General features: G+C 43.0%; 24 protein-coding genes and 1 tRNA gene. 18 read left to right on the top strand and 7 right to left on the bottom strand.

Going from position 1 to position 24,470, the window contains the following annotated elements; translation table 11 throughout:
- Positions 1–149 precede the first annotated feature (149 nt).
- Entirely contained in the window at positions 150–485 is a 336-nt protein-coding gene (locus HWQ38_RS24425) for a hypothetical protein (protein WP_292798746.1), read from the top strand.
- Between the two features lie 124 nt (positions 486–609).
- On the opposite strand, the gene HWQ38_RS24420 is transcribed toward HWQ38_RS24425, so the two are convergent.
- Complete coding sequence (locus tag HWQ38_RS24420) at positions 610–1,878, bottom strand: DUF4912 domain-containing protein (RefSeq protein WP_292798744.1); 1,269 nt, start codon at positions 1,876–1,878, stop codon at positions 610–612.
- A 645-nt stretch (positions 1,879–2,523) separates the two neighbouring features.
- Between HWQ38_RS24420 and HWQ38_RS24415 the strand changes: the two genes are divergently transcribed.
- The gene (locus tag HWQ38_RS24415; protein WP_292798742.1) at positions 2,524–3,030 is read left to right on the top strand and encodes a DUF1993 family protein; all 507 of its coding nucleotides are present in this window, start codon (positions 2,524–2,526) and stop codon (positions 3,028–3,030) included.
- Positions 3,031–3,254: 224 nt separating this feature from the next.
- On the opposite strand, the gene pyrR is transcribed toward HWQ38_RS24415, so the two are convergent.
- From pyrR to HWQ38_RS24400, 3 genes are all read right to left on the bottom strand, one after another.
- On the bottom strand, positions 3,255–3,791 hold the full coding sequence (gene pyrR, locus HWQ38_RS24410) for a bifunctional pyr operon transcriptional regulator/uracil phosphoribosyltransferase PyrR (RefSeq protein ID WP_292798740.1): 537 nt from the start codon (positions 3,789–3,791) through the stop codon (positions 3,255–3,257).
- A 95-nt stretch (positions 3,792–3,886) separates the two neighbouring features.
- Positions 3,887–4,858 carry an adenosylcobinamide-phosphate synthase CbiB gene (cbiB, locus tag HWQ38_RS24405; RefSeq protein ID WP_292798738.1) on the bottom strand — a complete coding sequence of 324 codons (972 nt, stop codon included), beginning with the start codon at positions 4,856–4,858 and terminating at the stop codon, positions 3,887–3,889.
- Positions 4,859–4,915: 57 nt separating this feature from the next.
- Positions 4,916–5,356: an Rrf2 family transcriptional regulator gene (locus HWQ38_RS24400; protein WP_292798736.1), complete on the bottom strand. Its 441-nt coding sequence runs from the start codon at positions 5,354–5,356 to the stop codon at positions 4,916–4,918.
- Positions 5,357–5,744: 388 nt separating this feature from the next.
- On the opposite strand from HWQ38_RS24400, the gene HWQ38_RS24395 reads away from it, so the two are divergent.
- Positions 5,745–6,158 (top strand): AbrB family transcriptional regulator, encoded by a 414-nt coding sequence (locus HWQ38_RS24395; protein WP_292798734.1) that lies wholly within the window; start codon positions 5,745–5,747, stop codon positions 6,156–6,158.
- Between the two features lie 262 nt (positions 6,159–6,420).
- Here the strand turns inward: HWQ38_RS24395 and HWQ38_RS24390 are convergent, their stop codons facing one another.
- Positions 6,421–8,325 carry a chloride channel protein gene (locus HWQ38_RS24390; protein ID WP_292798732.1) on the bottom strand — a complete coding sequence of 635 codons (1,905 nt, stop codon included), beginning with the start codon at positions 8,323–8,325 and terminating at the stop codon, positions 6,421–6,423.
- A 478-nt stretch (positions 8,326–8,803) separates the two neighbouring features.
- Between HWQ38_RS24390 and HWQ38_RS24385 the strand changes: the two genes are divergently transcribed.
- The 12 genes from HWQ38_RS24385 (at position 8,804) to HWQ38_RS24330 (ending at position 18,078) form a co-directional block, all read left to right on the top strand.
- The gene (locus tag HWQ38_RS24385) at positions 8,804–9,190 is read left to right on the top strand and encodes a hypothetical protein (RefSeq protein WP_292798730.1); all 387 of its coding nucleotides are present in this window, start codon (positions 8,804–8,806) and stop codon (positions 9,188–9,190) included.
- A 611-nt stretch (positions 9,191–9,801) separates the two neighbouring features.
- A complete protein-coding gene (locus HWQ38_RS24380) occupies positions 9,802–11,007 on the top strand; it encodes a murein hydrolase activator EnvC (RefSeq protein ID WP_292798728.1) in 1,206 nt (401 codons plus the stop codon).
- 65 nt (positions 11,008–11,072) lie between these two features.
- A tRNA-Arg gene (locus HWQ38_RS24375) sits at positions 11,073–11,145 on the top strand.
- Between the two features lie 900 nt (positions 11,146–12,045).
- Positions 12,046–12,258, top strand: coding sequence for a hypothetical protein (locus HWQ38_RS24370; RefSeq protein WP_292798727.1), 213 nt, complete (start codon positions 12,046–12,048; stop codon positions 12,256–12,258).
- 55 nt (positions 12,259–12,313) lie between these two features.
- A complete protein-coding gene (locus HWQ38_RS24365; RefSeq protein WP_292798725.1) occupies positions 12,314–12,610 on the top strand; it encodes a hypothetical protein in 297 nt (98 codons plus the stop codon).
- Complete coding sequence (locus tag HWQ38_RS24360) at positions 12,610–12,900, top strand: hypothetical protein (RefSeq protein WP_292798723.1); 291 nt, start codon at positions 12,610–12,612, stop codon at positions 12,898–12,900. Before HWQ38_RS24365 ends, HWQ38_RS24360 begins: the two co-directional genes overlap by 1 nt.
- A 118-nt stretch (positions 12,901–13,018) precedes the next feature.
- Positions 13,019–14,038 carry a tRNA-dihydrouridine synthase family protein gene (locus HWQ38_RS24355; protein ID WP_292798721.1) on the top strand — a complete coding sequence of 340 codons (1,020 nt, stop codon included), beginning with the start codon at positions 13,019–13,021 and terminating at the stop codon, positions 14,036–14,038.
- A 168-nt stretch (positions 14,039–14,206) separates the two neighbouring features.
- Complete coding sequence (locus tag HWQ38_RS24350) at positions 14,207–15,568, top strand: NAD(P)/FAD-dependent oxidoreductase (RefSeq protein ID WP_292798719.1); 1,362 nt, start codon at positions 14,207–14,209, stop codon at positions 15,566–15,568.
- 294 nt (positions 15,569–15,862) lie between these two features.
- Positions 15,863–16,759, top strand: coding sequence for an SDR family oxidoreductase (locus tag HWQ38_RS24345; RefSeq protein ID WP_292798717.1), 897 nt, complete (start codon positions 15,863–15,865; stop codon positions 16,757–16,759).
- Positions 16,760–16,884: 125 nt separating this feature from the next.
- Positions 16,885–17,496 (top strand): IS607 family transposase, encoded by a 612-nt coding sequence (locus tag HWQ38_RS24340; protein ID WP_292798715.1) that lies wholly within the window; start codon positions 16,885–16,887, stop codon positions 17,494–17,496.
- A 41-nt stretch (positions 17,497–17,537) separates the two neighbouring features.
- Entirely contained in the window at positions 17,538–17,801 is a 264-nt protein-coding gene (locus HWQ38_RS24335) for a hypothetical protein (protein WP_292798713.1), read from the top strand.
- A gap of 85 nt (positions 17,802–17,886) precedes the next feature.
- Positions 17,887–18,078, top strand: coding sequence for a hypothetical protein (locus HWQ38_RS24330; protein ID WP_292798712.1), 192 nt, complete (start codon positions 17,887–17,889; stop codon positions 18,076–18,078).
- A 66-nt stretch (positions 18,079–18,144) separates the two neighbouring features.
- On the opposite strand, the gene HWQ38_RS24325 is transcribed toward HWQ38_RS24330, so the two are convergent.
- Together HWQ38_RS24325 and HWQ38_RS24320 are read right to left on the bottom strand one after the other, a co-directional pair.
- Complete coding sequence (locus HWQ38_RS24325; RefSeq protein WP_292798710.1) at positions 18,145–19,086, bottom strand: ABC transporter permease; 942 nt, start codon at positions 19,084–19,086, stop codon at positions 18,145–18,147.
- 63 nt (positions 19,087–19,149) lie between these two features.
- Positions 19,150–20,202: an ABC transporter permease gene (locus HWQ38_RS24320; protein ID WP_292798708.1), complete on the bottom strand. Its 1,053-nt coding sequence runs from the start codon at positions 20,200–20,202 to the stop codon at positions 19,150–19,152.
- Positions 20,203–20,588: 386 nt separating this feature from the next.
- Between HWQ38_RS24320 and HWQ38_RS24315 the strand changes: the two genes are divergently transcribed.
- From HWQ38_RS24315 to HWQ38_RS24305, 3 genes are all read left to right on the top strand, one after another.
- Entirely contained in the window at positions 20,589–21,245 is a 657-nt protein-coding gene (locus HWQ38_RS24315; RefSeq protein WP_292798706.1) for a class I SAM-dependent methyltransferase family protein, read from the top strand.
- A 3-nt stretch (positions 21,246–21,248) separates the two neighbouring features.
- Complete coding sequence (locus HWQ38_RS24310; RefSeq protein WP_292798704.1) at positions 21,249–22,472, top strand: glutathione S-transferase family protein; 1,224 nt, start codon at positions 21,249–21,251, stop codon at positions 22,470–22,472.
- Positions 22,473–22,828: 356 nt separating this feature from the next.
- Entirely contained in the window at positions 22,829–24,466 is a 1,638-nt protein-coding gene (locus HWQ38_RS24305; protein ID WP_292798702.1) for an FAD-binding protein, read from the top strand.
- Positions 24,467–24,470 lie beyond the last annotated feature (4 nt).

Below are 24,470 nucleotides of genomic sequence, written 5' to 3'. Positions count from 1 at the left end.
TTGGTTGACCCTTCAGAGGATGATGGGGATAATGCTATTGGTTTTGTGTCACGAATCGTAAAAGAGCATTGCGATCGCAACTGGGACATACTCTATTTGTCCCAAGTTATATCTTAAAATTTTTAAAACTGGACTTAGGAGTAAAAACAATGGTGCAAGCTGTACAACAAGAACTGACACTAGAACAGGTAAATAAAGCTATTGAGGCAATCCTCAATGTTTTGGATGTTCCCGAACCCGGAAATGATTTACACACCAAGGCTTTATCTGCCTTTAAAAATGGCGATTACCAAACTGTAAAGCGGTTAGCCTCGACCAATTTATCTGATTGTTATCTTAAGGCACTGGGTTATTTAGGTGGGGCTTTGAAGCTAACGCCAAACACTGACACAATTCTAGCAGAGTCGGCACGCGCGGCGGCTGATTTTGCACGAGAGAGAACATTACGTAAACTTGGGGATGCGTTGGCGAAAGCCTTGTCGTAGACATCGCATCTGCACTCAACTAATAATTTTTTGTATACATATAATCCAAAAAAAACCGCTATAGGATTACTATAGCGGCGAATAAATTAAAATTTTAGTCTGGAGTTAATCTCAGATCGAAAACTTAAGGGAACCATTCTAAAACAGCTTCTTCTTTGGTGTTAGTATTTCGGGATGGTGTCTCCCGATTGAATTTCATCTGAATTGACCGGCTTTGCTCACCATCAGCAGCTACAGCCAAAATCGGATACTCAATTAAACCATCTTGGAAGGACATCTGGAAGCGGAATGTCCCATCTGGATTTAGCTTAATTGCACGGCCGCCAATAGTTACAGTAGCATCGGGTTCGGTTGCACCGTAGACTATCAATTCAGCATCGGCAATTAACCAGAACTGGCGCGGACGCACTGGTACGGCGGAAGCCGAGAAGCCAACACCTGACATTCCTGCACCGGAAGCGGTTAAACCAGATACCGTGGGAGCTGCCCACAGACCGACACCAGATGGGAAAATATAGGAGCTAATGGTTTGTTCAGGACTCGCTAAAGCTTGCTGGGAGCCGAAGATAGAACCAGCAACCCGTTGTGCTTCGGTAGATTCCGCTAAACCAAATATTTCGTCGTAGATGGGGTTGCCATTGCCATTCACAACAGCATTACTAGCATTACCATTGGTGGTAGCTGCGGTTGCGATCTTCTTGGCAGGGGGAACTAGTTCGTATTGAGTCTTGCCACGCAAATCTTCTTCAAAATTTACAGTGACGAAGACATCCTCAATCCAATCAGAAGGATAGACGGGAGGAATGTGTACTCTAGCAGAACGAGCGAGTACCAACCAGCGGCCATCAGCAGCACGATAGCCGATATCGATCACATAATCGCGATCGCTTACTGGAACTGGTATATACCATTCTCTAGCTAGTTCATCAGCCGGATATTCTTGAATGCTGTGGGGGCTTTGGTATTCGATATTGATATCGCTGACATCATAAATCCGTAGTGCGAGTTGTTGTCCCCCTTGTCGGCGCAGTTCTTCTTTATGTTCATTGGGAATATCCCAGTAAGTGTAAGCCCACTGAGGATCGCGCGGTAAGAGTACAATCCGGCTCTCACCATACCCAGATGGCAAATCTGCGAGTCCTTCATCAACATCAGCCAAAGATCCACCAGTACGATCTTCCTGACCTAATTCAAACTTTGCAGCTTCCACGGTTTCCTGTGCCTCCAATGAACGAGATGGACTAAGTGAAAGTTTGGTGCGCTGGACTTCTTGTATTGATGCCAGCAGTTGTGATTTACGCATTCGGCTATAGCGAGAGATGCTATATTCACTAGCAACTTTGCGTAGTTGGCGTAAGGTCATCTCCTCTAGTGGCGGGCGTTCTTTTGCCATTAATTTGGCCTCCAGTAGTTTAAGTGGTAAATGATTTCCCCTGGTTAAAGAATGCTATATAAAATCTCATCCACTCCAGATGAATTTCTTATTCCTGACTCCTGGTTTTGGCCAGTTTTTAAGTTTTTTAGTCTGTTTTTAAATTGAGGTAACTTCCTTTCAATTCCTGGTTATGCCAAAATCAGCATTTCTTTGGGATCGGAGAAGTTCTATTTCTTAAGTCAATATTAACCACTAAGCATATCTAGGGATCAAGGGGTAATAGGTAGGGTTTTTGCCTGTTTCACGAATTTATCAGCCTTTCTGGGATCAAAATGTCATGTTTTCATAACATTAGCAGCTAGTTTCATGAGAGCGATCGCCATAATGTTAAATTTTCATTACATTTGTCGCTGTGGGTTAGCTAAAACCCACAATCCACAGCGACAAATGTATTTTAGTTTCTCGGTAGTAAGTAATATTTAGTTCATCATCACGGTACGCCAATTTTGCGGTAGATTAACTACTAACCAATCCCTAGCTATCTAATTGGTATGAAAGAGCTTGAAACTCAAGTAGCGATAGGTTTAGACTAAGCGAATCGCACCACTGATCTCGACAAGAGCCCAACTATACAAAGATTGAACTTTTTCTGGAGAAATATCAATGATCATTTCAATGTATCAAGCTTCAGTACCAGTGTTTATTCACACACTAAATAACCTTGTAGGTATTCTTGAAAAAGCTGCTACATATACAGAAACCAAAAAAATAGATCAGCATGTGTTGCTCAATAGTCGTCTATTCCCAGATATGTTTCCATTGTCAAGACAAGTACAAATTGCCTCTGACATAGCAAAGAGAGGTGCCGCACAATTAGCAGGGGCAGAAGCACCCAAGTTTGAGGACAATGAAACTACATTGCCTGAACTTATTGACCGCGTTCAGAAAACTATCTCTTATTTAGACACATTTAAACCCGAACAAATAGATGGTTCGGAAGATAAAACAATTACCATTACGCAGGGTGACAAGAGCCTATCTTTTGAAGGAATGCCATTTCTCCTATATTTTGTTTTGCCAAACGTTTATTTCCATATCACAACAACCTATGACATTCTCAGACACTGCGGTGTAGAGCTTGGCAAAAAAGACTTCTTAGGCAAGCGTTAACGCTCCACAATATAAGAGCGAACTGATTTCCATTCTCCGTATCGAGTGAGCGTATAGCGGCTAAATCCTTGCATCGCCCGATAATTCCTATTATTAGTGTAGCGATCGTAGTTAAGTTTTTGAGTAGAGAAATCGGAACTCCGACCTCTGAACTTGGTGTTCAGGACTCGAAACCCAAACCAGAAGCGCTATAGTTCAGCCTCCCAACTCCAAATGACTAATGACTAATGACTAATCAACTCCACTGCATCTCGTCCATCGCAATTTTGTAAGTAAACTTTGACAATTTCTTCTTTAGCAGTAGGCAACTGCTTGCCAATAAAATCTGGGTGAATTGGTAATTCTCGATGACCCCTATCTACCAATACAGCTAAACGAATCACCTCTGGTCTACCGTAATCGTTGACGGCATTCAAAGCAGCACGAATCGTCCGTCCTTTGAAAATCACATCATCCACGAGTACAACCGTTTTCCCTGTTAGGTCAAAAGCAATTTCGCTTTTCGTTGGAGTCCGCAATCCAATTTTGTCGAGGTCATCTCGATAAAATGTAATGTCCAAAGCGCCGACTGACACTGCTACACCTTCCAGCGTCTCAATTTGACGCGCCAACAATTCGGCTAATAAAACACCCCTGGTATAAATCCCAATAAGCACCAGTTGAGACAAATCACGCGTCCTTTCCACAATTTGAGAGGCAAGGCGAGTCAAGGTACGACGGATTTCTTCCGATGAGAGAATTTCAACTACTTTGGCAGACATAGGGAGTGATAAGTTAGGAGTGATGAGTTAAGAATTAGAAGTTTTTATTTTTAACTCCTGTACAGACGCGATTAATCGCGTCTTTATATTTATCATTATCTGTTTGGAAGTATTAAGAATATAGCGATCGCTATCCCTAACCATAGCAAAAAACAATATCGAGTCAGTTGCAAAGCATTCTGAATAGAAGTTGCAGTAATCGGATAAATAGCATCTCCTAGGAGTGGTTTGTACTTAGCTACGCCGCGATACCAATTTGTACCCCCCATCTGCACACCCAAAAAAGCAGCATAGGCGCACTCACTCCAGCCAGAATTGGGACTAGGATCGTTAATTGCATCCCGACGACAAATTCGCCAAAGGTGCATCGGTTTACCCGATAACAGCGCCAGAGTCACAACTGTTAACCGACAAGGTAGCCAAGTTAAACAATCTTCCAACCGCGCACAGAACCATCCCAAATAAGTATAGGGTGCTTCCCGATAGCCCACCATTGAATCAAGGGTACTACTGGCTTTGTATGCTAAAGCCAAGGGAGTTGGCCCCACAAATGGCATAAAAACACCAACAATTGCATAAAAAAGCGGAGCCATTACCCCATCAGTGGCATTTTCTGCGACTGTTTCTAAAACGGCTCGTGAAATTTCTGCTTGTGAGAGGTTTTGGGTATCTCGACCAACGTAATTACTTAAGATGTTACGAGCCTCACCCAAATTTCCTACTGTTAAAGGTTGTAAAACAGCCACCGCTGCTACTCGCAAACTTCTGCCAGCAAAACAACTAGCCAAAAGAATGCTATCTATTGCAATTCCCAACAACGGATGAATCCATCGGGCACTTTGAATCATCAAAAAGCCAACAAGACCGCTACCAATTATTAGGATAATCCCTAATACTATTCCAGCTAGGCGTTGTGTTAGAGAATTTTGACACAAGTGGAGAGAAAATTTGGTCAGATGAGAAATTACCCACCCCATAACTTGCACTGGATGGGGCCAATCCCAAGGATCGCCAATTAAGTAATCTAAAAGTGCAGCGATTATTAAGATATAGATGCTATTAATCATAAGTCACCAGTCAAGGGTCAAAAGTCAATGGTCAATAGTCCAAATATTGACTCTTGACTAAACCACAAAACTAGCCTCTTCCCCAAGGGAAGCTTGCCAGCTACGAGCATCGTAATAAAGGTCTGCCAGAGTAATACTGTACAAAGCTTCTTTGAGCTTTTGGTTGAGTCTCTGCCAGAGGCTAAATGTTACCCAATCTTCAGCTTGTGTCGGTGCTGGAGTGTGATGGGGTAAATGGCTAGTGTCGCCAACTGCTTCTAAAATTTGTCCTATAGATATTTGTGCAGGCTCTCTGGCCAATTGGTATCCGCCGATGCTACCACGAATTGATTTCACTAAAGACGCACGACGCATTTCTATTAGTAGTTTTTCGAGGTAAGGAGCTGGGATATCTTGGCGTTTGGCGATCGCTTTTACAGATACAGGGCCATATTTGGGCTGTAAACTTAAATCTAGCAACGCCTTCACGCTATAGTGTCCTCTGGTCGTTAGTTTCATTTTGGCAAGCTTTGTTGTTTGTCTGTTGTCCTCTTGACTTTGTAAATAACCAATCACCAATGACTAAGGATCAGTTTTCCTTATCATTCTGTGACTCAGTTATCATCCTCAGTAACTAGACAACCTTTTGAGCGTTAGTTTAGAAAACTTAAAACTTGTATAGTCTAGCAGTGATTCACAAAGTATATATATAGTTATCAGCATTGCCAGCATTCTCTAAAATAGATTGTCTTAGAAATATTGTTAATCAGATAACAATTGTGCCAATGAGTGTAATATACTTGGCTAGGTTGAGATAAAAACTAAAGGATTATGTTCCTATTAGCTCAACCTCAGCTAAAATAAAATCGATTCAAACAGTTCAAACATTCGTTTTCGACCTAAGTTGATGCCTAAACTGAAAAAAATTGAACCCCTACTCGGTGATGAACTGCTCAAAAAAGTCAAAGAGCTAGAGAGTGAGAGCAAGGAAGACAAAGCCAAAAAGTGCGGCTACTATACCATTACCAAAAACGGTATAGAGCGCGTCAATATGATGAAGTTCTTAAATGCCCTAATTGATGCCGAAGGCATTCAGTTGGACAGTACACCCAGTTCAAATGGGCGTGGTGGACGTAGTGCCAGCTATAGAATTAGTGTGCAATCGAATAATAACTTACTTATAGGTTCAGCTTACACAAAACAGATGAATCTTAAGCCAGGAGATGAGTTTCTGATCACTTTAGGCAAAAAGCACATTCGTCTGAGACAGGTAGATCCAGAAGATCGGGAAGATGATGAAGCCATAGAAGCCACGGCTTAATAAATGGTCTTTAGTCAATTGTCATTTGTCCTTTGTGAAAACCAATAACTAGAAATGGTCATTAGTCAATTGTCATTTGTCCTTTGTGAAAACCAATGACTAATGACCAATACTTCTCTACCAGAGGCTGCACTTCGGCAAGACTCAGTGACCACGCCAACGGCAAGGCTCAGTACAAGTGACCAATGACCAATGACCAATGACCAATGACCAATACTTCTCTACCAGAGGCTGCACCAACGACTACGCTCAGTACAAGTGACTAATGACTAATGATTATATCTGTGGTGGGTAAGACTGGTAAATAGTGGCGAAGTGCCTTGCGTGTAACTGCTAAATTGCAGGTGAATGCAATTTGCTCTTTTTCTAGTAAACCCAAAATGCGATCGGGTTTGTCTCGTGCTACCACTGGTAATTGATGCAAACCTCGAAGATTCATCCGGTCTAAAGCCTCAGATAATAGTTCATCCTGCCATGCGTAGAGGATTTCAGTAGTACAAATATCTATCAGGGTTTGACTCGATAAATTATCTGGAATTTCAGTTAGGGAATTTGGGTAAGTTTGCCAAAGAGCAAGGGCACGGTTAATATCTTCCAGAGAAAGTATACCAACTAATTGCTCTGCTTGATCAATTACTAAAGCACTGTGAACGCGATCGCGGGTCATTTCCACAGCTGCATCTAACACCCCAAGGGTTGCAGGTAGCTTTTTTGGACAGGGGTACATAGCATCCTCTACCAAAATTTGCTGCACAATTTCCGCTTGTTCATCTTTCAATTCCGAAAGACCAATTTGTTGTAGATTAGAGTTAGAGTTAAAAGTTGGTTTAATCCTTTCCACTAGCCAAACACTCAAACCCACAGCTGCCATCAAGGGTAAAACAATCCGATAGTCGCGGGTTAATTCAAACAGCATTAAAATAGCGGTTAACGGCGCTCTGACACTAGCAGCCAGCACTGCTGCCATTCCTACCATTGCGTAAGCTGGAGGAGCCGCCATCTGATCGCAAATTGCCGGGAATACCACAGCCAAAATTTTGGCGTAAACTGATCCAAAGGAAGCGCCTAAAAACATTGCTGGTGCAAACAAACCGCCAATGAAACCACTACCCGCACTAATTGCAGTCATCAATAATTTCACCACCAACAGCACCACCAACAGGTAGAGGGGAAACTCCACATCCTGAAGCATTTCTTCCACTGTTTCATAACCGACGCCCAGAATTTGCGGGAAGTGCAAAGCAACTGCGCCAATGATCACACCGCCAATAATTGGATGAATCGACTGAGGAATTCGTCCCAAAAAGGCAAAACCTGGAACCTGACCAGCAAAGCAGGCTTTTGCTAAACGAATTGATTCTGTATAAGTTAGAGAAACTAGGCTAGCCCCTAAACCCAATCCAAGATAAAGGGGTAATTCCAAAGGACTGCGGACTTGGTAAGCAGGTAAATCAAAAGCGGGTTGTGCCCCCAAACCAATTTGGGCAATTAATGCTGCTACCACCGCCGCTAGCAGCACCACACTCACCGCAGAAGTAGCGAAAGATGTAGCTCCCATCACCACCTCTAGGGCAAAAAATACTCCAGCGATGGGAGCATTAAATCCAGCAGCAAGTCCAGCCGCCGCGCCAGCACCCAAGAGCAAACGTTGTCGTTCTTGAGATACATTCAGGACTACAGACAACAACATCCCAAAATTCGCGCCAATTTCTACACTCGGACCCTCTGGCCCCAAAGAAGCACCGCTCCCCAAAGAAACAGCTGCGGCCAGCATCCTCGTAACTGGTCGTAGTGGTCGCCTAATTTCTGTTCCTTGGGAGGCGGCAATCAAAGATGAAAGTCCCGGGCCAAAATCTTGAGTGCGCCAGCGCATCAAGCCAACGATTAAGCCACCAAGGGTGGGAACGCAAGCTAAAGTCCAAGCACCCCAGACGCCGATTTGACCCATTAAATTTTCCAGCATCAGCTGGTGAATCATCTGGATTAAATAGTGAAAAGTGACTACACCCATACCAGTACCACCGCCAATGAGCATGGCTAAAAACAGCACAACTGTTTCTGGGGATGGTTGAAAACGATTAATTAAGTGAGCTAAAGGAGCGGAAGGTGTAGGAAAGTCAGGTTGTTCCGTTACCTTCCTCAGTTGAGTGGGAGGCAAGAGAGTCATTCAGAGGCGGGGTAAATGTAAGAAAAAATTTAAATTTTTATCTGTTACTTATCATTGTGAGCCATTATTTAGCAACCGGACAAGTAGACTTTATTTGCTTGATTTATAAAGCTTTAGTAAAAAATGTCATTGTGCAAAATTTTTGTGGGAACAATGGTTAAATAGGGAGACAATTATTATTTAAGGGTCAACGAGGGCTAATGGAGTGCGAGTGGGCGCGATCGCTATTTTTTTCTAGAGACAACAGAGTTTTTTGGGGGCTGGGTGGACGCACCCGTAAACATTAACTAGCCCTGCATCCTTGCCTAAATCTAGCTATACTCGTGTTGCGACCATTGAGCGAGCCTTGGTAGTAATACAATATATGTATGATTTATGCTTGATGTCAGACCATGCTTGGAAGTCTGCTAAGTATTGATCCCAATTCAATATAGCTATTGATTATAGAGCGAGTAAATGGACTAGGCGGACGAGGTAAATGAATATACACACCTTTGATAATCATTATGTTACTTGCCCAATTTGCCAAAGAAATGGTACGCCCAAACCAATTAAAACGCGGATGGGCTTATTTTGCTGTCCCTATTGTCAGGAACGGCTAGTAGTTTGCCAAAGCGGTCATTATGTCCGCGATCCGTTTACTTGGAGACAATTGATGATTTCTTCGGCGCTACGTCGTCAAAGCCGACCGTTAGCGAGGATTATCAGAGATTTTGTCTTGCTGAAACGTCCGATGATCGCTCTGGCTGTAGGAAGTGCTATTTTCTTTAGTGCGATCGCCTTAACTCAGGAAAGCACAAACTGCGATCGCCAAATCTTTCCCACAACAGAGAAAGTTAATGAACCAGGAAACAAATTTCAGTAAATGGATTACTTTGGTATAAATCAAATTTTACTTTGATTTTGGTAATATTATAAGTAAATACTCCTATAAAACCGTGTCTTATTGCCCCAAATAGGACACGGTTTTACATTACAGCTATTTTCAGCTAAATAGACCACGCGGTAGGGGCACAGCAATGCTGTGCCCGTACGATATATATGGTTGAAATACATGAAAACTGCTGTATGTCCCCATAAAGACCCGTCCTAAGCTGTTGGAGATAAAAGTTGCATATTACCTGGAAGTAAAACTCTTGTGGGGTGGGCATCTTGCCTGCCCTAGTTATGCAAATTAAAAGTACATTAGCTTAGAACACCAATTCACTAATCCTGGAAGAACCTCTCCCCCAACCCCTCTCCGTTTCGGAGAGGGGAGTTTGACGGGAGCAACGCTAGTAGGAAAGGGGGTTGGGGGGTTAGGCGTCGAATTCACGTTAAACCAATATAACGATATCTACTCAATGCTGACACAAATGGAATCTTTGTGTTAAAACTTGGCAGACCAATTTGATACATGGTGTTGGAGTGGGTGAATCAGATTTTGGGAATAATCCTCATAGTGTTTGAAAACATCGTTTTAGTTAGGTTCGCACTATGAGAGCGCGATTTCTCGGAAAACAGCAGATTTATTGCTGTTTATCTATTGCATTTTGCTGCATTTTGTGTATATGTTGGGGATTAATTCCAGCCCACGCAACCTCCGCAGGATCTATTGATACTCTGCGACAACAGCAGCAACAAATGAATCAGCAGCATCAGGGTGTAGTTAACGATCGCGATCGCTTAACAAATCTCCAACAAGAAGCCGAAAAACACCTCACTGGTTTAAAGCAAAATCTGCAAACTACAGATAGCTATCTTCAAGAGAGCGAATCACGATTACAACTGGCCACCCAACGCCAGAAGCAGTTAGAAACTGATTTAGCTGTAGCGGAGCGTGACTATCAGGAGCGGCAAATAGCAACAGTAGCACGATTGCGTTATCTTCAGCGATCGCCTGCATCTGTGGGATGGGCAGTTTTGCTCGAAAGTCAAAATATTAGCGACTTTATCAGCCGCCGTTATCAGTTGAAGTTAGTCTATCAGGCAGACCAGCAAATTTTGGTAAAACTCAACGCCCAAGCAAACCTGATCCATAAACAAAAAACGGAAGTAGAACAGCAAAAAAACGAAGTTGCCTTGATGCGTGAGCAACTGCTGGCAGAAAAAGCCGATTATCAAACTCAGGCGCAATCACAATCAGAATTAATTCAACGCCTGAATAGCGATCGCCTGGCCTTGGAAGCCGCGCAAAATCAGCTAGAGAGAGATTCCAAAAATTTGGAAGTCTTGATTCAACAAAAGGTAGCAGAAGCCAGAGCAACAGAAGCGGCGCAAGCAAAAACCAACAGCCGGACAAGTTTGATCATTCGCGGAACTGGTGTCATGACATATCCTAGCGATGCTCCTACTAGCAGTCCCTTCGGCTGGCGGATACACCCAATCCTCGGCTATCGTCGCTTTCATGCCGGGTTGGATTTTGCTGCTAGCTATGGTAGCACAATTCGGGCAGCCGATTCGGGAACAGTAATTTTTGCTGGGTGGTATGGTGGTTATGGCAGAGCGTTAATTATCGATCACGGCAATGGCATGACGACATTGTACGGACATACCAGCGAGTTGTATGTTACCGAAGGACAAGCAGTTGAACGCGGACAAGCGATCGCTGCTGTTGGTTCTACAGGTTTCTCAACTGGTCCCCATCTCCACTTTGAAGTTCGTCGAGATGGCACACCCGTAGACCCAGCTAATTATCTTTAACCCAGAAACCAAGTTTTTCTAGGTTGCAAATTTTATCACAGATATGCTATAATATGGAAGATTAAGGGCGCGTAGCTCAGTGGATAGAGCAACAGATTCCGGTTCTGTGGGTCGGGGGTTCAAATCCCTCCGCGCTCGTTACCTTTACAAGATTAACCACAAAATCGAGAGGTCATTTTCTCTCACGGGATAAAACCAATCTACCCTATGAGACAGAATTGCAACTGATAGGTGGAATAGAGAAAAATTATAGGTTATACTTTGTAATATAATTTTTGCTTATAACTCATTTATAAAACCTGTCTCTGATAATTCCTAAAAACTTGCTAGAAAATTTTTAATATAATTTATACCAAACTTGACTTGTTTAAAATTTTGTGCATCATGTTGATTTTACAGTGGTGCTGTCTCTGCGTTAGAGTGCTATCACGTATATTTATAGGTATGTACTTTCGTGTGCAAAAAGTTGCATACTTTACATACTTCAGTATATTTTCATCCAAATTTTTATGCTTGCTAGGGAATCCAAAGGAAACAGGACTCCAAGTCTTGATTGTTAAAAAATAGGTATATAAAGTGACTTAGCTTTTAAAACTATTTAATCAAGGGACTCAAGGGGAACTTGTTAAGCAAGTCAACAAAATTAATTACAGCCATTGCGACCGGAGCGAAGCAATCGCAAGGGCTAGGATTGCTTCATTTCACTTCACTACATTCGCAACCACATTGCGTAATTAATTATATTTACCAAATTAAGCACAAGTATTAAATAATACTAAAGATTTACTATCAAATTTTTTGATATGAGTTAGAGTTAGTATGATTTTTTAAATAATAAACAAAGCTACATCTAAATTATGAATCACCAAACAAAACCAATCCAAAAGATTATTTTTGGTAGTCCTGGTATCGGTAAAAGTTACCAGATTCGTTCAATTGCAATAAATGATTTAATAAATACATTTTGATTCCCTGAGTAATACGTTAGAAAATACAATAAAGACTGTATTTCATCCCGAATATACTTATTCTGATTTTGTGGGAAAGCTATTGCCACAAAGTCAAGGTAATTCTATTATGTACAAATTTTATTCGGGACACTTCATCCGTGCTTTAGGGCTAGCATACAGGGATTTAATAGATGGTAAAGGTCAAAATTATCTTTTAGTTATAGATGAACTTAATAGAGGAAATGCTGCTAAAAGTATAAACTTTTTAGTAACTTTTGATATAATAACAACGGTATTATGATATAAGTTGAATAATTGCCAAACTATACCTATGATTGCTAACCAAAACTTTACCTATGATTGCTAACCAAAACTTTTATGTCTTAAAAGAAGCTATCTTAACAAATGAGCAAGGGAACTTAACATTAGGAGAAACAGCTAAGGCAAAAGTTTACCGAGTATTAACTAATGATGCAGGGCAGATTTTACTAGACCCCATAGATTTAGAAAATATTCCTGAAAATCAAAGATGGTTGTGGCAAAATCCAGAAGCGCTAGCTATGGTGCTACAGGGTATACAAGAAGCAGCGAGGGGAGAAGTTCATGATTTAGGTTCATTTGCTCAATACGCAGACTTGGAGATTGATGATTAATGCAATTTCGTCTGCAATATTCAACTGAAGCCAGAGATGTATTGAAAAATTTAGAGCAAACTGACCCGAAAAAGTACCGAAAAGTCTCTAAAACATTAGCTTTGATAGAAACTAATCTCCGTCATCCTGGTTTGCAAACCCACAAATATGATGATTTATTTGGTTCCAATGGCGAAGAAGTATTTGAAGCATACGTAGAAAATAAAACACCTGCTGCGTTTAGAGTTTTTTGGTACTACGGCACTGGTCAAGGAGTGATAACAATTTTAGCAATTACCCCTCATCCCTAGTTAAATTGTTAAATGGACAAATAATTAGTTAATGTACATTTGGGCTTTTGTCTTCGCAGTTCCTAACAAGTAAGCATTTTTTGATAGAGTGATGCTTTGCCGATCGCTCCTGATCTCTATGTCCCAGGTATCGCTTCCCCAATCGCTCCATTCATACCTACCTCTCACCGCTCTTGCGCCCATGCAGGATGTGACAAACCTCTGGTTTATGAAGGTGATTGCCCACTACGGCAGTCCTGACTACTTCTTCACGGAGTATTTCCGCGTCAATGATACCTCACGGCTCAATCGTAGCATTCTGACAGCAATCACCGAAAACGACACGGGTCGCCCCGTTTTTGCTCAAATGATTGGCGAAAGCATTCCAGACTTAGTAAGAACAGCAAAGGAACTCTGCAACTATAATATCGCTGGAGTTGACTTGAACATGGGCTGTCCAGCACCTAGAATATATCGCAAAAATGTTGGGGGTGGATTGCTACTCTCACCAGAAAAAGTGGATCGGATTTTGGGAGAACTGCGTTCTGCTGTCAACGATCGACCTTTGACCGTGAAGATGCGCGTAGGATTTGAAAATACAGATAACTTTTACGAAATTCTAGATATAATCAATCGCCACAGCATTGATTTACTGAGTTTGCATGGTCGCACGGTGAAAGATATGTACCACGGGGCAGTAAAATATGATTTGATTGCGAAAGCGGTAAGACGAGTCGATTGTCCAGTGCTTGCCAATGGCAATATCGACTCGGCGACAACTGCTGTTGAAGTGCTTTCTCAAACGGGTGCGGCGGGTGTGATGGTGGGACGCTGGGCGATTGGGAATCCTTGGCTTTTTAATCAAATTCGCCAAGCTTTGCGCTTTGAGACGATCACGCCCGTTCCTTTAGTAGAGGTACGCAACTATATTGATCGTTTATGGCAAACCCCCGCAGCAGCAACTATGCCAGAGCGAGCCCGCGTAGGCTACCTCAAAATGTTCCTCAACTATATTGCCCTAAATGTTGATGCTGAAGGTGATTTCCTGCGGCTGATGCGACACACACAGACTGAGGTAGAACTGTTTAACCTCTGCGATCGCGTTTTCCTTGCTGATCAAAAGAAAACTTTAGCTCTAACACCCTCCTTCAGCATATAACTGTAGACAACAAATCTGATTCTGCCGCAGAAATTTAAGACTGATTACTAACTTTGGCTACTTTCATTATTTTTTCAATTGTTCTAAATAAACGGCAACGTATATCATAATGCTGTTACCTTTTTGTTAAGAATAGTTACAACTTCTTAACACAAGGAAATATTTATTATGGAAGTCTCACTTGAGAAAAATGCCCCACATCAGGTTGTGATCGTTGGTGGTGGCTTTGGTGGACTGTATACAGCAAAAGCTCTGAAGAGTGCAAATGTAAATGTTACTCTGATTGATAAACGTAACTTTCACCTATTTCAGCCGCTTTTATATCAAGTTGCCACAGGTACGCTATCACCTGCTGATATTTCCGCACCATTGCGATCTCTATTCAGCAAAAGCAAGAATACAAAAGTGTTGTTGGGAGAAGTAAATGATATTGATCCAAAAGCGCAACAAGTTATTCTGGGTGATGAAGTAGTACCTTATGATACATTGATTGTCGCCACAGGTGCTAACCATTCCTATTTTGGTAAGGATAACTGGAAAGAATTTGCTCCTGGCTTGAAAACTGTTGAAGATGCCATAGAAATGCGTCGCCAGATATTTTCGGCATTTGAAGCAGCAGAAAAAGAAACTGATCCAGAAAAACGCCGGGCTTTGTTGACTTTTGTGATTGTGGGGGGTGGACCTACCGGTGTAGAATTATCGGGGGCGATCGCGGAATTGACATACCAAACTCTCAAAGAAGATTTCCGCAGCATCAACATCTCAGAAGCGAAAATTTTACTATTGCAAGGGGGCGATCGCATCCTCCCACACATTGCGCCAGAGTTATCGAAAGTAGCAGCAGTATCTTTGCAAAAGTTGGGTGTAGCTGTCTACACTAACACCAGAGTGACAAATATTGAAAATAACATCGTTACTTTCAAGCAAGGCGATGAATTGACAGAAATTGCCTCAAAAACTATATTGTGGGCAGCAGGTGTTCAAGGTTCGCCTATGGGGAAAGCCCTAGCAGAAAGTACAGGTGTAGAGTGCGATCGCGACGGACGTGTGATTGTAGAACCAGACTTGACTATCAAGGGTTATAAAAACATTTTTGTAGTGGGAGATTTAAGCAACTTTTCCCATCAAAATAGTAAACCCTTACCTGGTGTTGCACCTGTAGCCAAACAACAAGGAGAGTATGTAGCTAAACTCATTAAACGCAGGCTTCAAGGTAATACTTTGCCACAATTTCGTTACAATGACGTGGGTACTTTGGCGATGATTGGGCAAAATTTAGCTGTTGTAGATTTAGGCTTACTCAAACTCCAAGGTTTCATTGCTTGGCTCTTTTGGCTAATAATTCACATCTACTTCTTAATCGAGTTTGACACTAAAATAGTAGTAGCAATTCAGTGGGCGTGGAATTATATCACTCGTAATCGTCGCTCTAGATTGATTACAGGTCGAGAAGCTTTTGTAGAAGCAAAAACTGTTAACAATAGGGTGCAACAGCCTTCTAATCCTGCAACGGCTGAATGCAAAAGTTGAACCGAAAAAAACATTCAGATTTGAAAATAATCCAAAGTTCACCAAACTGAAAGGTTATTGGCGGGAGTTGACCATCAAGCAAGGTAAATACTGTTTAGCTGCTGCCAATAATCTCCCAAATGTCTTGCTATCCATCAGTTCGCTTTGTTGCGAGTCTGCCGAAAGGTAGAGTCGAAGAGATGCGCCAGAGTCTTAAATCTGTTACTAATTACAACAATAATGTTGCACTAAGTGGGTAGATGCGATGGAAAAGTGATTTATACAATTAAATAGATCACCATAGGGGAGCAAGAGATGGCAAACGATCGATTGAAGATGCAAGATCCACGTCAGCAATATCCCGGGCCGCCCTTCCCCCGTCAGCCGCAGCCGGCACCCGGACTTGCTCAACAGATGAATCCTCAGCCGGATCACGGCGAGGAGAGCTATACAGGATCTGGAAAGCTTACAAACAGAAAGGCGTTGATCACCGGAGGAGATTCTGGTATCGGGCGTGCCGTAGCGATCGCGTTTGCGCGTGAAGGGGCGGATGTGGCAATCTCCTATCTTCCCAGTGAAGAGCCGGATGCACGAGAGGTTATAGAACTGATCGAACAAACGGGACGTAAAGCCGTCGCTCTTGGGGGTGACATAAAGGATGAGAATTTTTGCCGAAAACTCGTGGCGGACGCAGTAGAAGCGCTAGGCGGTTTAGATATTCTTGTCAACAATGCTGGCGCACAAGAGACTCAGCCCTCTCTTGGCGATATCAGCACCGAGCAGTTCGATAAGGTGCTTAAAACCAACCTATACGCGCTCTTTTGGATTACACAGTCGGCAGTCCCACACCTGAAACCGGGTGCAGCCATCATTAATACAACTTCTATTCAGGCGTATGAACCTTCAGAGAACATCATTGACTATGCGCTCACCAAAGCAGGCATTGTTGCTTTCACCAAAGCAGTTTCCAAACAAATGATTGAAAAAGGTGTGCGCGTCAATGCTGTAGCGCCCGGTCCTTTCTGGACACCGCTACAGCCTAGTGGCGGTCAGACTCAAGAAAAGATTGAGAAATTTGGCTCTACGGTTCCGATCGGACGACCCGGACAGCCGGTAGAGATCGCTCCAATATACGTTCTCCTTGCTTCACAGGAGGCAAGCTACATCACAGGAGAAGTTTATGGCATAACGGGTGGTGTCGGTATTGCGTAATGGAGTATGTCGTGGACTATAGAGACAAGGTTTGCTGACACACTGTGCTGTTTGCGAAAAGACATATACTAAATGACAAAAAACTTCGCTAAACTTATCTATAATTACGTATTTTAGATAAGTTTATGTGGAAAGTTTCAGAATTTGGAGGATTAATCGGCGTTTCTTCATCTACTCTAAGGCGTTGGGAGACAGAAGGAAAACTAACGCCGGAAAGGACGCTAGGCAATCAAAGGCTTTACACAGAATCGCACTTAGCGCTAGCTCGAAACCTCAAGTCCGGTAAATTTCCAACAAGAATAATTATCTACTGCCGTGTTTCATCACATGGACAAAAAGATGATTTGAAAGCCCAAGTTGAATCTATGGATAGGTTTTGTGTTGCCAACGGTGTAGTCGTGACTGACAGAATCGAAGAAATAGGTGGTGGACTTAACTTTAAACGTAAAAAGTTTCTCCAAATTATTCAATGGGCAATTCAGGGAGAAATCAAATGCGTGTACGTAGCGCACAAAGACAGACTGTGCCGATTTGGTTTTGACTTGGTACAACAAATTATTGTCTGGGGAGGGGGAACAGTCGTGGTGGCCAATAGCGAGGCATTGTCACCCCACGAAGAACTGGTTCAAGATTTGTTGTCAATCGTACATTGCTTTTCTAGTCGCTTGTATGGATTACGCAAATACAAGGAAAAAGTAAAGTTAATTGCTCAAGGTGTTGATCCTTGCTTAAAGTAGCGTATAGTTATTCAAGCAAGTAAGTTTGTAGAAGTTTAGCTATGTTTGCCATCAAGCGAGAGTTCAAACTAAATAACGTGGAAACCTCCTTGATGCATGGGCTAGCTGGTTTTAAGCGTTGGGTTTACAACTTCGGATTAGAACTGCTAACTGCATCTTGGAGTTTTGAGGATGTAAGAGCTTCTGACTCTAAACGGATTGATGCCATCAAAAAAGTATTTACTTCTTACACAATGTGCATACCTGAATATGCGTGGATGAAATTATATCCATCGACGGTGTATCAGCAAAGAACTTGGGGATAAACTCTCACAGAAATAGCACAGTTAGAGCAAGCTATCCATGACTGCAATTACAATGTTAGAAGTTAAGTTATTGAAGAGGTGAGTTATGACAAAAGAATATATGGATTCTTTAGAGGCAATTGTTGATCAATTAACATTAGCCGCAGTTCTAGAAATGTTAGAACGAATCAGTCATAAAAAAGCAGAAAATCTCAGAAGTCATTGGAAAGATGAGATTTCTGCAAAGCTTTGGGATAAAGCTGCTAGACAGATAGAACAGATAAATATTGATATCTAATTAATAATTAAAATTTTGGTTGTGTTGCAAAGCCGTAGCGATCGCGTGAAAGTTACTAACTGTAAGTCACACATTGTCTTGCTGATTTTCTGGCGAGTAAGGAACACCTAACGCTTGGGGCGGTATAGATTTACCGGCTAATCCTAGTAATGCAAATAAAGCGATCGCGTATGGTAACATAACTAAAAATTGATAAGGAATATTTGCACCAAAAGCTTGAATTCGTAACTGTAAAGCTTCTGTAGCACCAAATAAAAAACAAGCCAAAGTACTACCTAAAGGATGCCACCTACCAAAAATTAAGGCTGCGATCGCCATAAATCCTTTACCTGCACTCATCCCTTCGGTAAAAAATTTTATTTGCACCAAAGTCAGATCAGCCCCTCCTAAACTGGCAAGACAACCACTGACTACTACAGCCAAATATCGCACCCTTGATACTGAAAGCCCAGCCGTCGCAGCCGCTTGGGGATATTCCCCCACTGCCCGCAAAGTCAGCCCAAAGCTAGTATGAAAGAAAATATAGATAGTGACAGCAATTAGAGTTATCAGTAAATATACAAGAACATCTTGCTGGAACAACAGAGAGCCAAGTATAGGTATGTTTGCAAGACCAGGAATGACCATAGGCTCAATTCCTGGTAATCTTTGAGTACTACTGCCATTAAATACTAACCGCGCTAAAAACGATGTCAACCCCGCAGCTACTAGATTAATCGCTAACCCTGATACTAACTGATTAACATATAAAGTGACACACATAAAAGCGTGAAGTAAACCAACTAATCCCCCAGCAATCAACGCACAGAGAACACCAAGCCAAGGGTTGCCAGTATAAAAGGTAGCGGCAGCACTGGAAAAAGCACCAGTTATTAACATCCCTTCGAGGGCAATATTTAGCACTCCTGAGCGTTCCGAGTACATTCCACCAAGGGCAGCAAATGCTAGGGGTACTGCTAAGTTTAAGCTAGCAATTAAGTAATCAGAGAGGAAGTTAAGGTTATTCATAGTTTTTTTTTAACGCAGAGGGACGCTAAGGGAAGCGCAGAGTATCGCAGAGAAACTTTCGCGTTAAACTTCAGCGTTATTTTGCGTTTTTATTCGTCTTTCTATGGCGAGGCTGATGGCAATGAATAACACAGTTAATCCTTGAATTGCATAAATTATAGTCACTGGCACACCCGCACTACGTTGCATGACATTTGCACCACTACGCAAGGCGGCAAAAAATAAAGAAGTCAACACTACACCGCTAATACTACCGCGACTTAAAAAAGCGATCGCCACAGCATCAAACCCATAACCAGATGATACCTGTTCAAATAAGCGGTATTTCAACCCCATCACCTCAGATGCACCCGCTAACCCGGCTAAACCACCTGCTAACGCCATTACTAGCATGATCGTATTTTTCACCGAAATCCGCGCATAATGGGCTGCTGTGGGGTTAAAACCAACGGCGGCAATTTGGTATCCTAGAGGCGATCGCGCTAATAATACCCACAAGAGGACTGCCGCCATTAACGCCAGGATTATACCCCCATGGGCTAAACTTTGGGGTAAAATAATCGGCAACTGTGCTTCTTTAGCAATTAATGGCGAATAAGGACTAGGTGCGGTTGGTGCTTTTAAGGGGTTTTGCACTAAGTAGCTAACTAAATTCACCGCAATATAATTCAGTAATAGAGTAGTGATGACTTCATTGACTCCCCGCACAGCTTTGAGATAACCAGGAATCCAACCCCAAACAGCACCAAACCCAAACCCAGCCACAAGTGCTAAGGGAATGTGAATTACAGATGGTAATCCTTGCACATATAACCCGATTAAAGTGCTACCCAACGCACCGAGGTAAATTTGTCCTTCGCCACCGATATTAAATTGACCAGCCCGTAATGCTACTAATACCCCTAAACTGGTGAATAATAGGGGTGTCATTTTGGTGAGGGTGTTGCCAAACCCAAAGTAAGTAGTTAGGGATTCTTGAAATAAAGCTGTGTAGGCAGTGATCGGATTTGCCCCAGCGAGTAATATGAGCATGGCACCGACGATGAAAGCAGAGGCGATGGCAATGAGCGGTGATCGGATTGGTAGTAGGAGTTGAAAGCGTTTATTTGTGATCATGATGCAATGATTGCTACCTCGTAAGTCGGCTTTTGGTAATGACAAGCAAACGTCAATCTCGGTGTCTCCCCGTGCCACCTCATCTAAAACAACTTATGAAATGTAGACCGTGAATGCACTTTTGCGAAACTCCCACCACTCTCTTGTGATCTCTATGTTTGCTGCCAAAATCAGATTTCTGGTTGATCTGGCTGTAAGGTAGCCCAAAATACTAGTTTCGATGTAGACAGTTTCACTCATCCGAAATAGACTAGGAGCCTTCCTAATAAGACTTGATTTTAGATGAATTTCTGTGATACTCTGCCTTCATCCATAAACTACAGTTACTTGATAAGTTAACCGTATTTTCTGGCTACACAGTGTGCATCAAACGGAAATCACGCCTTATGCCAAAAGATTGGTATGAATGGCACGACCTCTACGACACTGAGCCAAAATTGCAGCAGCGTCTAGAAATCGTGCAAGAATATATTGCTTATAGCTTGAATGCCTCACCAGATGGCGCTATCCGAATAGTGAGTGTTTGCGCGGGTGATGGGCGAGATTTACTAGGAACTTTAAAAAATCACCCCCGTGTGAAGGATGTTTCTGCACGACTGGTTGAAATAAATTCAAATTTAGTTGAACGTGGACGGGCAACTATAGAGTCTTTGGGTTTAGCCAAGCAAATTGAGTTTATCAATGATGATGCAACTCTTGCCACTAACTATGTAGGAGCAGTACCAGCAGATATCGTGATTGTGTGTGGTGTCTTTGGCAATCTGGCACAGGAAGCTGAACTCAATCGCTTACTAGATAACCTGAGTTTTCTGAGTAAACCAGGTGCTTTTGTCATCTGGACTCGCGGGCACTCTAACGGTATTCCCTTGTCTGACAATGTGCGGAAAATTTTAAGTGCATCTGGATTTGAGGAAGTGAACTTCAAGCTTACGGACACGGGAGATATGGGTGTAGGACTTCATCGTTACCTTGGTGAAAACTTGGCTGCACCCAAAGAACAACAGTTATTTGTGTTTTCTGGCGTTCCTAGTAAAGCGAGGTAAAAAATGTCTATTCAAAACACAGTGTCAACTTGGGAAGAAGTTTTAGAGACTGCTAGAAAAAATACCCCTGCGCGTAGGGTGAAGAGGACAGGACAATCTCCTTCGACTGCACCAATACCCAGCAGCTTAGATAAACTTCCCCCAAACACAGAACCGCCAGTCTTGCTTTATCGAGATACTAATTCCTGGTGTCCTTTCTGCGAGAGAGTTTGGTTTGCTCTGGAAGAAAAGGAAATTCCCTTTGCAACGGAGTTTATTGATTTAAGTAATAAACCCAAATGGTACACTGACATAGTTCCCACAACCCTTGTCCCAGCAGCAAAAATTGAGGGTAACTTAGTATATGAATCCAAAGATATTCTCTTGGCTTTAGAAGAAAGGTTTCCTCATCCTGCATTATTGCCGGAAAATCCAAAGGAAAACGCTGTTGCTAGACAGTTGGTTGAAGAGACTGAGACTAACGGTTTTAGAGAGATTGCTTACAAATTCCTGAGAGAAGCACCTCTAGATGCTGATGAGTTGGCAAACTCACAAGCAGCATTTGAGGCGAAGTTAGATGAACTTGAGCAAGCTTTGGCTAAATATCCCGGCGCTTACTTTGTCAGTACATTTAGCTTAGTTGACATTTTGTATAGTCCCCATCTGGATAGATTGGCGGCTAATTTACCTGTATATCGGGGATATCACCTCAAAGGAAATCCTCGCTTTCCTCGAATTAATTCTTGGTTTGACGCACTTAATCAGCATCCTGCTTATCACAGAGTGAAGTCGGATAATATCACCAACAATTTACTGTTGCGTCGCCGATGGGGTGTAGAACCGATTGGAAATCCTTTACCTCTGGATGTGGCAGATAGTGAGAAAATTCAATATCGCGCCGAAGCAGCTGAGAGATTGAGCGATAATCGGGAAGTTGCGATCGCAGATATTATCAAAAACTCTGGAGTCCAAGCAATAGCCGCAGATGGTGATCTTACCACAATTAAGGACGCGGTTGATTTTCACCTGCGACAACTGGCTGATTATCTCATTCATGGCAATGGTGCAACTTTACCGGGTGGTCGGACGGGTGGTAAAAATAGCAGTGTTGATTCGATCTTCGCTGCTGTGGGGGCGATCGCTTTCGCATATTTGAGAAATCGCATCTGCGCCCCCCGTGATATGAGTGCTGGTGCAGCAACCGCGTTTCGGGCTGCGATCGATAAATTGTTGACATCTGTTTATTAATTTTGTGGGCGTTGCTGAATGTATGAATGAATTTGCCGGGCTACGCCCCGCTAACGCTAACATGCAACAGACGCAGCGAAAAGTCTGAGCGCTTCTGAATTCATACGTGTCAACTTAAGCCCTGGCGAATAGAATTCGCGGCTACACAAACGAAGTCCACCTCCGTGGACTAAGGTCAAATCAAGGTTTCTTAACCCACGGAGGCGGTCACTGAGCTTGCGTTGCCCTGAGCTTTGTGGTTCGCGTAGCGTCTCGTAGAGAAGGGTCAAAGTGTGGGTAAAGCCTCGTGTAGATGCGGTTTCTAACCGCCCTTTTAACGTTGAGTTGACTTTATTGAGGAAAGGAAATTGCTAACAGTGCATAGTGAAAATGAACTAAAATTAACTGCTGATGTAGTGGTAATTGGTGGTGGCCCTGCCGCAGCCTGGGCAGCCTGGGCAGCCGCATCCCAAGGTGCCAAAGTGATCATTGTTGATAAAGGTTTTCTGGGTACGAGTGGTGCTGCTGCTGCTAGTGGGAATGGCATCATGGCCCCTTCTCCAGAGAATTGGGACAAAGTTTTATGGGAGCGTTATCGCGCAGGAAAAAACCTCGCTAACTTACGTTGGATCGAGCGTGTTATCGAAAAAACTTGGCTAAGTTTGCCCCTAGTAGAAAGTTGGGGCTATCATTTCCCTAAAGAAGATGGGGAATCTGTGCGTCAGAGTTATTATGGCCCTGAATATATGCGGGTACTTCGCAAAAATCTTTTGCGTGTTGGTGTGCAGATTCTTGATCAAAGTCCGGCTCTAGAGCTTTTATTGGCTAACGACGGCTCAGTAGCTGGAGCAAAAGGTGTGCAGAGGCAGCATCATCGTACCTATATCGTTCGGGCTGGTGCAGTAGTCTTAGCGAATGGCGGTTGTGCATTCTTGAGTAAAGCATTAGGTTGCAATACCAATACAGGTGATGGACTGCTGATGGCAGTGGAAGCTGGTGGGGAACTTTCTAGTATGGAAGCTTCTAATCACTATGCCATTTCAACGGCTTTCAATGCCACTGTAACTAGGGGTGTTCCTTTCGGTTGGGCTAGTTATACTGATGAAGCAGGCAATGATCTTGGTGGCTATATCAATGGTCGTCGCGATCCATTTTTCCTCCCTAATGCCCTGATGAAAGGCCCCGTTTATGCTCGTTTGGATCGAGCCACACCGGAAGTTAAAGCAGTGATTGAAAAGTCTCATTTCATCAGTTTTCTACCTTATACAAAAGCTGGTATTGACCCCTATACAGAACGAGTGCCTGTGACACTTGTTTTAGAGGGTACAGTCCGTGGTACAGGTGGGATTCGGATTGTGAATGATAGTTGCGCTACAAAGGTTCCTGGCCTCTACGCTGCTGGTGATGCTGCATCGCGGGAGTTTTTAGCCGGTTTAGCTTCTGGGGGTGGTGGACCCAATGCTGCCTGGGCAATCTCCACAGGGCAATGGGCTGGAGTTGGGGCAGCCGACTTTGCCAAGAGTCTGGGCGCTCATGCAAATGAACGGGTTGCGCGTCCTGCTGGTCAAGTGGGATTGCGTTCGCCATCTTCACCCACTTCTGAATTCGATAGTGAGGCGATCGTACATGGTGTACAAGCCCAGATGTTGCCGTTAGAGAAGAATTACTTGCGTTCTGAGCAGGGACTTTTGGATTCTCTCGCCAAATTAGAAACGCTGTGGCAGCAAGTCCAAGGGAACCCGAAACAAGATACAGTGCGCGATGTGGAATTTTCTCGTCGAGCGGCTGCTCTGACGGCTGTAGCACGATGGGCATATTTTAGCGCGTTACATCGCACGGAAACGCGCAGCGAACATATTCGCATGGACTATCCCGAAACCGATCCAAATCAGCGTTATTACCAAGCGACAGGCGGCTTAGATAAGCTCTGGGTGAGGCGTGATTGGATTACGGATGCGATCGCTACACCACCAGTACAAACCACTCAAACCACACCTACTGTATCAAAGTCGTAACCGG

Origin of the sequence: Nostoc sp. NMS7 (genome assembly GCF_017115085.1) — a bacterium.
Classification (GTDB): domain Bacteria; phylum Cyanobacteriota; class Cyanobacteriia; order Cyanobacteriales; family Nostocaceae; genus Nostoc.
The sequence above is the reverse complement of the archived record's forward strand: the minus strand, read 5'-3'. Positions and strand labels throughout refer to the sequence as shown.

Coding starts and splice junctions, on each gene's coding strand:
- HWQ38_RS24425 (WP_292798746.1), top strand. CDS start 150: ATGGTGCAAGCTGTACAACAAGAACTGACACTAGAACAGGTAAATAAA.
- HWQ38_RS24420 (WP_292798744.1), bottom strand. CDS start 1,878: ATGGCAAAAGAACGCCCGCCACTAGAGGAGATGACCTTACGCCAACTA.
- HWQ38_RS24415 (WP_292798742.1), top strand. CDS start 2,524: ATGATCATTTCAATGTATCAAGCTTCAGTACCAGTGTTTATTCACACA.
- pyrR (WP_292798740.1), bottom strand. CDS start 3,791: ATGTCTGCCAAAGTAGTTGAAATTCTCTCATCGGAAGAAATCCGTCGT.
- cbiB (WP_292798738.1), bottom strand. CDS start 4,858: ATGATTAATAGCATCTATATCTTAATAATCGCTGCACTTTTAGATTAC.
- HWQ38_RS24400 (WP_292798736.1), bottom strand. CDS start 5,356: ATGAAACTAACGACCAGAGGACACTATAGCGTGAAGGCGTTGCTAGAT.
- HWQ38_RS24395 (WP_292798734.1), top strand. CDS start 5,745: ATGCCTAAACTGAAAAAAATTGAACCCCTACTCGGTGATGAACTGCTC.
- HWQ38_RS24390 (WP_292798732.1), bottom strand. CDS start 8,325: ATGACTCTCTTGCCTCCCACTCAACTGAGGAAGGTAACGGAACAACCT.
- HWQ38_RS24385 (WP_292798730.1), top strand. CDS start 8,804: ATGAATATACACACCTTTGATAATCATTATGTTACTTGCCCAATTTGC.
- HWQ38_RS24380 (WP_292798728.1), top strand. CDS start 9,802: ATGAGAGCGCGATTTCTCGGAAAACAGCAGATTTATTGCTGTTTATCT.
- HWQ38_RS24365 (WP_292798725.1), top strand. CDS start 12,314: ATGATTGCTAACCAAAACTTTTATGTCTTAAAAGAAGCTATCTTAACA.
- HWQ38_RS24360 (WP_292798723.1), top strand. CDS start 12,610: ATGCAATTTCGTCTGCAATATTCAACTGAAGCCAGAGATGTATTGAAA.
- HWQ38_RS24355 (WP_292798721.1), top strand. CDS start 13,019: ATGTCCCAGGTATCGCTTCCCCAATCGCTCCATTCATACCTACCTCTC.
- HWQ38_RS24350 (WP_292798719.1), top strand. CDS start 14,207: ATGGAAGTCTCACTTGAGAAAAATGCCCCACATCAGGTTGTGATCGTT.
- HWQ38_RS24345 (WP_292798717.1), top strand. CDS start 15,863: ATGGCAAACGATCGATTGAAGATGCAAGATCCACGTCAGCAATATCCC.
- HWQ38_RS24340 (WP_292798715.1), top strand. CDS start 16,885: ATGTGGAAAGTTTCAGAATTTGGAGGATTAATCGGCGTTTCTTCATCT.
- HWQ38_RS24335 (WP_292798713.1), top strand. CDS start 17,538: ATGTTTGCCATCAAGCGAGAGTTCAAACTAAATAACGTGGAAACCTCC.
- HWQ38_RS24330 (WP_292798712.1), top strand. CDS start 17,887: ATGACAAAAGAATATATGGATTCTTTAGAGGCAATTGTTGATCAATTA.
- HWQ38_RS24325 (WP_292798710.1), bottom strand. CDS start 19,086: ATGAATAACCTTAACTTCCTCTCTGATTACTTAATTGCTAGCTTAAAC.
- HWQ38_RS24320 (WP_292798708.1), bottom strand. CDS start 20,202: ATGATCACAAATAAACGCTTTCAACTCCTACTACCAATCCGATCACCG.
- HWQ38_RS24315 (WP_292798706.1), top strand. CDS start 20,589: ATGCCAAAAGATTGGTATGAATGGCACGACCTCTACGACACTGAGCCA.
- HWQ38_RS24310 (WP_292798704.1), top strand. CDS start 21,249: ATGTCTATTCAAAACACAGTGTCAACTTGGGAAGAAGTTTTAGAGACT.